Genomic DNA, 4,297 nt, shown 5'->3' with positions numbered 1-4,297 from the left:
TTCGAGAGGTGGTGACCAAGAATTCGAAACGCCTTGCGTCACAAGGCTTTGCGCGTTTTTTGAAGGGGGGACAGAGCCGGTCAAAGTTGGATGTCCCCCTCTGACGCCATAACCTCGTCCATTCCGGCCGACTTTTCGGTCTGGCTTGGCGCGTTCGTTTTTGGCCTGATGATCCCGCGCACTGGCTTGCCGGTGATCCAGATGAAGGGGCTGTTCACCCCGATGATCCGGTGATCGAGCAGCCGCTCGCGGCCGCGGCGGAGCGCCTTCTTGAGGCGATCACGCCAGTTCGCGAGATCCTCGCCATCATCGGGGTTGAGGTTTTTGAAGGCCTCCTTGACGTGCTCGTAATCGACAACCCTGGTTATCGATGGCGGCAACGCCAACATGGGCGACGGGGGCTGCCCCTTGTCGGTGAGAGCGGCGAGCAGCGCCTTCAGGAACATCGAATCGTTGGTTGTCGGTTTGAACCCCTTGTCGACGACTTCACCTTCTTCCTTCGCCGGCGGCGTCACCACGCACGAGGTCACCGGCTCGCCATAGTCGTTGCGGTCGATCTCGACGGCCGGCAAGACGAACTTCCAGCTGAAGCCGGCTTCGCCCTCCGACTGCTTCATCACTTTGGCTTGCCGGATCACCCGGTTGTTGGCGTCACGAAACTCGCCGAGCTGCTTGTCCTTCATCACCGAAATGCTGATGACGGTTTCGATGGCGTTGTAGAGGACGAGGGAGCCGCGCGCGGAGCCGAATGAGTTGGAATGGCCGATCACCCAGACGGCGGCGCCGGTGAGGTCGCGGAGACGCTCGTAGCGCTTCAGGATGGTGGAGACATCCTTCTTGTCGATCTCGGAGGCGCCAGGCGTCGCCTTGTCGTGGGTGTCGATGACGACGACATCGAGCGAATAGCTCCATTTCTTGGCGATCTCGATGCACTCAGCCGCGAGCTCGTCGACCGTGCTTTCCTCGGAGAAGATATCGAAGCGCCGTGTCGTCACCGCGAAGGGGAAATCCTCGATCGGCAGATCGTAGAACTGGCGGAAGGCCTGCATGCGGTTGCGGGCGCCGTGGCCCTTCTCGACACAGCAATAGACCACACCGCCGCGCAGCGTGCGGCGCCCTTGGTAGGCCATGCCGGCGGCGACATGGATGCCGGCGTCAAAGGCAGAGAACGATTTGCCGGACTGGCTTTCACCGAACCAGAGCACGGTTTCACGACGTGGCAACAGGTCCTGCACCTGAAACTCATACGGCCGTGCGCTCCTGGCGTTCTGGTCTTCCCACCGGATGAGACCGAACTTCGAACGGAAGGGCGGTTTCAAAGCCTCGACCGTGGCGGCCTCGAACTCATCGAAAGACTGGATCGTTGGCGCCACCGTCATGGGTTCGCCCCGACATCCTGGAGGAGGAGGTCCGCGAAGTCGTGGCCGGCCGGAGCCATCGTGATCGAAACGCCGATCCCGAGATTGCGGAACCGACGTCCGCCGACGAGAAGGCGCGCCCGCGTCATAGCGGGATCGCTGTCGCCATCGCCGAGCAGGATGAGCTGGCGCACGCAAGCTGGCAGCAGCATGCCCGGCCGATCCATGTCGGGGACGCCGTTCGGGATACGCTTCGCGGGATCGTCGGGATGCTCCATGGAGCCCATCGAACCGCCCGACAGGTTGCCGAGCGACACCGCGGCGCCGACGGCCACGTCATCGCCGCCGTAGCCGAGCTCGAGCCATGCGCGCGAGGTCTCGATGCCTTCGCCGGTGGCGAGGCGCGATGCATCAGGGGAGAGCCGGATATAACCGCCGCGCTGCTCGCCCAGCACCTTCTTTGCCTTGTTGCGGCGTTGATCGCCGGGCGGCGTAAGCTTCTTCGGGGCGTCGCGATCCAGATAGGTACGATGCAGCCCGATGATGTCGCCGCTGGGCGCGCGGATCGCGGCAACCATCGCCGGGAACGCGCCGAGCTCGACCGATTCCTCGGCATCCGGAGAGGCGAAGCCACGGTAGACGAGATCCGGAATGAAGCGGAGATCGAAGGTCCAGGACTTGCCAACACGAAGACCGCGGGTTTCCTGAAGGTAGGCTGCGACGTGGGTGCCGGCGATCGGCTTGCCGGTCGTGAAGGTATGCGTGATCGATTTGCGCGTCCGCTCGACGGCCTTGCGCTCCTCGTCCTCCCATTCCTTATTACGGACGTCGATAGCGTGCCGCTCCTCTGCGGTGATGAGCCGGACACCGCCAAGGACCTCGACGGCCTCCATGAAGGTCTTGCCGCCTAGCTCCTGCAGTGCGCTGAAATGGTCACCGGCGGCGCCACACCCGAAGCAATGGTAGCGGCCGCGCTCGTCGTTGATCTTGAGGCTGCCGGACTTTTCCGCATGAAAGCAGCAGACCGCCCATTTGGCCTTTTTGCTGCCCCGAGATTTGACGCCATACTTTTCGAACACGCTGGAAAGCAGCGTGCGCGACTTCAAGTCGTCCAGTTCTGTCGGATCGATGCGTCTGGACATCTATCGCCGCTCGACCTCGATCTTGCGGCCGCGCCTGAAGATGCCGCCGAACAGAGCCTCGGCCTTGGATCGCTCGGCTGACGCTTTTTCGCCGTCGCGGACAATGCCGTCGCCGAATAGGTGCTTCATCAGTGCGCGATAGGCGGCGACCTGGGCCTGCTCTTCGGTATCGAACAGCTGGGCGACGCCATTTTCGCAGACGGGCTCCCAGTCGGTGCGGTGCACCTTTTTGAATTCACCCCGGAAGCCGTTCGATTCCGGAACGGCGCGGACCTCTGCGTCGTTCATCGGACCGGCCTCGTGATTTCCGCGCGAAGCTCGGCGGCGTTGAGCGCCTTGCGTGCAATGATGTCGAGGACGCGCCGGCGTTCCTCTGACAAGCCGCGGTCGAGCACCGCGACCAGGATCATCGCCACCTTCATGCCCCGCTCTGGCGGAACATCGGCCGGCTTCAGGTCGAGCGCGTCGATGATGGCGGAAACTTCCTTGCCGAAATCGAGGATCATGGCGCCACCTCGGCGATCGTTGGCGCGATCGACGGCGCGTCAACCATCGGCAGCCGCCCCTCCAGCAGATCGAAGAAACTCGGCGTGTTCCGCTTGGCCTCAGCCTCGTGGCAGTAATAGAGCCCGTCGACGAAAGACGTCTCGTTCAACTCCGACGCCATACCAAAGCGCCCCTTGAGGATGGCGCGGTAGGGGACGGTCATGAGGCCGCCGAAGGGATCGAAGATGACGTCGCCGGGGCTCGAATAGCGATCGATCAGCCGGTCGACGATATCGAACTGCAGCGGGCAGATATGCTTCTCGACATTGCGCTGCGCCTGGCTGCCGTTGAGGGTCAGCATGCGCACGACGTCCGACCATATCCATGGCGAGCGCGAGACCGGCGCCAGCGCCATGTATTCGGTCGGCAACCGGTCTTTGGATTGCAGGACCTCGCCGATCGCGACGACCGCCTCGTGATCGTAGACCGTCGCCTCACTGTAGGCGCGGAAGGCCTTGGGCACCGCGCGCGGATGAATCGCGGTCCACTCGTCGCGGGTGAGCAGCCGGTCGCCGCTCGACCGCCAGTGTGCGTGGGCATCGAGTTGCCAGCGCGCGAGGCTGTAATCGTCTCGGCTCTTGCTCACCCGATCATCGGCATAGCCCTTGGTGCGGTCGCTCTGCGGCTTGTGGAAGAGCAGCACATACTCCGGCGAGCCGACGCCCATCTTGGTGCCGTCCTTCAGCATTTCCGTGTAGCCGAGGCGGTAGTTGCCGTTGTTTTCGGTCACGACGTCGGTGTCGACGGTGATCATCCCGCAATAGTCGAAGCCGTGCCGGCTGAAATGGAAGATCGCCTCAGCATGGAAGGGAGAGACCGTTGGCAGCCCGGTGCCGGTGACGTTGCCAAACAGGATCCTGTCCTTGACGTGGATGCAGGCGAGCCGGCCGGGCTTCAGGATCCGGTAGAGCTCCGGCGTCAGGAAATCCATCTGGGCCCAGAAATGGGCGTTGTCGTCGGTGTGGCCGAAGTCGTTGTAGCTCGCCGTGTATTCATAGTGATTGCTGAAGGGGATCGAGGTGATGATCTCGCCCACGCTGTCGGCTTCCAGCCGGCGCGCCTCGTCGACGCAATCGTTGTTGGCGATCGTGAAGAACTGACCACGCTCCTCGCGCCGTTCCACGCCAATCGAGCGCTGCAGAACGCTCTCCAGTGGCAGCTTGCCCAAACCGTACTTGCGGATGATCTCCGTCATCCGCTCCATCATCTCGTTGTGCTCGGCCCACTTCTCCTCGAGAATCCGGCGTGTGC

5 protein-coding genes are annotated in these 4,297 nt (G+C 63.0%); all 5 read right to left on the bottom strand.

The features are described 5' to 3' along the window. Positions 1–80 precede the first annotated feature (80 nt). Complete coding sequence (locus EOA60_RS20875) at positions 81–1,379, bottom strand: AAA family ATPase (RefSeq protein WP_128311811.1); 1,299 nt, start codon at positions 1,377–1,379, stop codon at positions 81–83. Beyond that, positions 1,376–2,500: a CHC2 zinc finger domain-containing protein gene (locus EOA60_RS20870; protein ID WP_127335639.1), complete on the bottom strand. Its 1,125-nt coding sequence runs from the start codon at positions 2,498–2,500 to the stop codon at positions 1,376–1,378. Before EOA60_RS20870 ends, EOA60_RS20875 begins: the two co-directional genes overlap by 4 nt. Beyond that, a complete protein-coding gene (locus EOA60_RS20865; RefSeq protein ID WP_127335638.1) occupies positions 2,501–2,788 on the bottom strand; it encodes a hypothetical protein in 288 nt (95 codons plus the stop codon). Then, complete coding sequence (locus EOA60_RS20860) at positions 2,785–3,006, bottom strand: hypothetical protein (RefSeq protein ID WP_127215657.1); 222 nt, start codon at positions 3,004–3,006, stop codon at positions 2,785–2,787. The genes EOA60_RS20865 and EOA60_RS20860 overlap by 4 nt, the downstream gene beginning before the upstream one ends. Then, a partial coding sequence (locus EOA60_RS20855) for a DNA methyltransferase (RefSeq protein WP_164899434.1) occupies positions 3,003–4,297 on the bottom strand: 1,295 nt, incomplete at its 5' end. The genes EOA60_RS20860 and EOA60_RS20855, both read right to left, overlap by 4 nt.

The sequence above is a fragment of the Mesorhizobium sp. M1A.F.Ca.IN.020.06.1.1 genome (genome assembly GCF_004023265.1).
Lineage (GTDB): Bacteria > Pseudomonadota > Alphaproteobacteria > Rhizobiales > Rhizobiaceae > Mesorhizobium.
The sequence above is the reverse complement of the archived record's forward strand: the minus strand, read 5'-3'. Positions and strand labels throughout refer to the sequence as shown.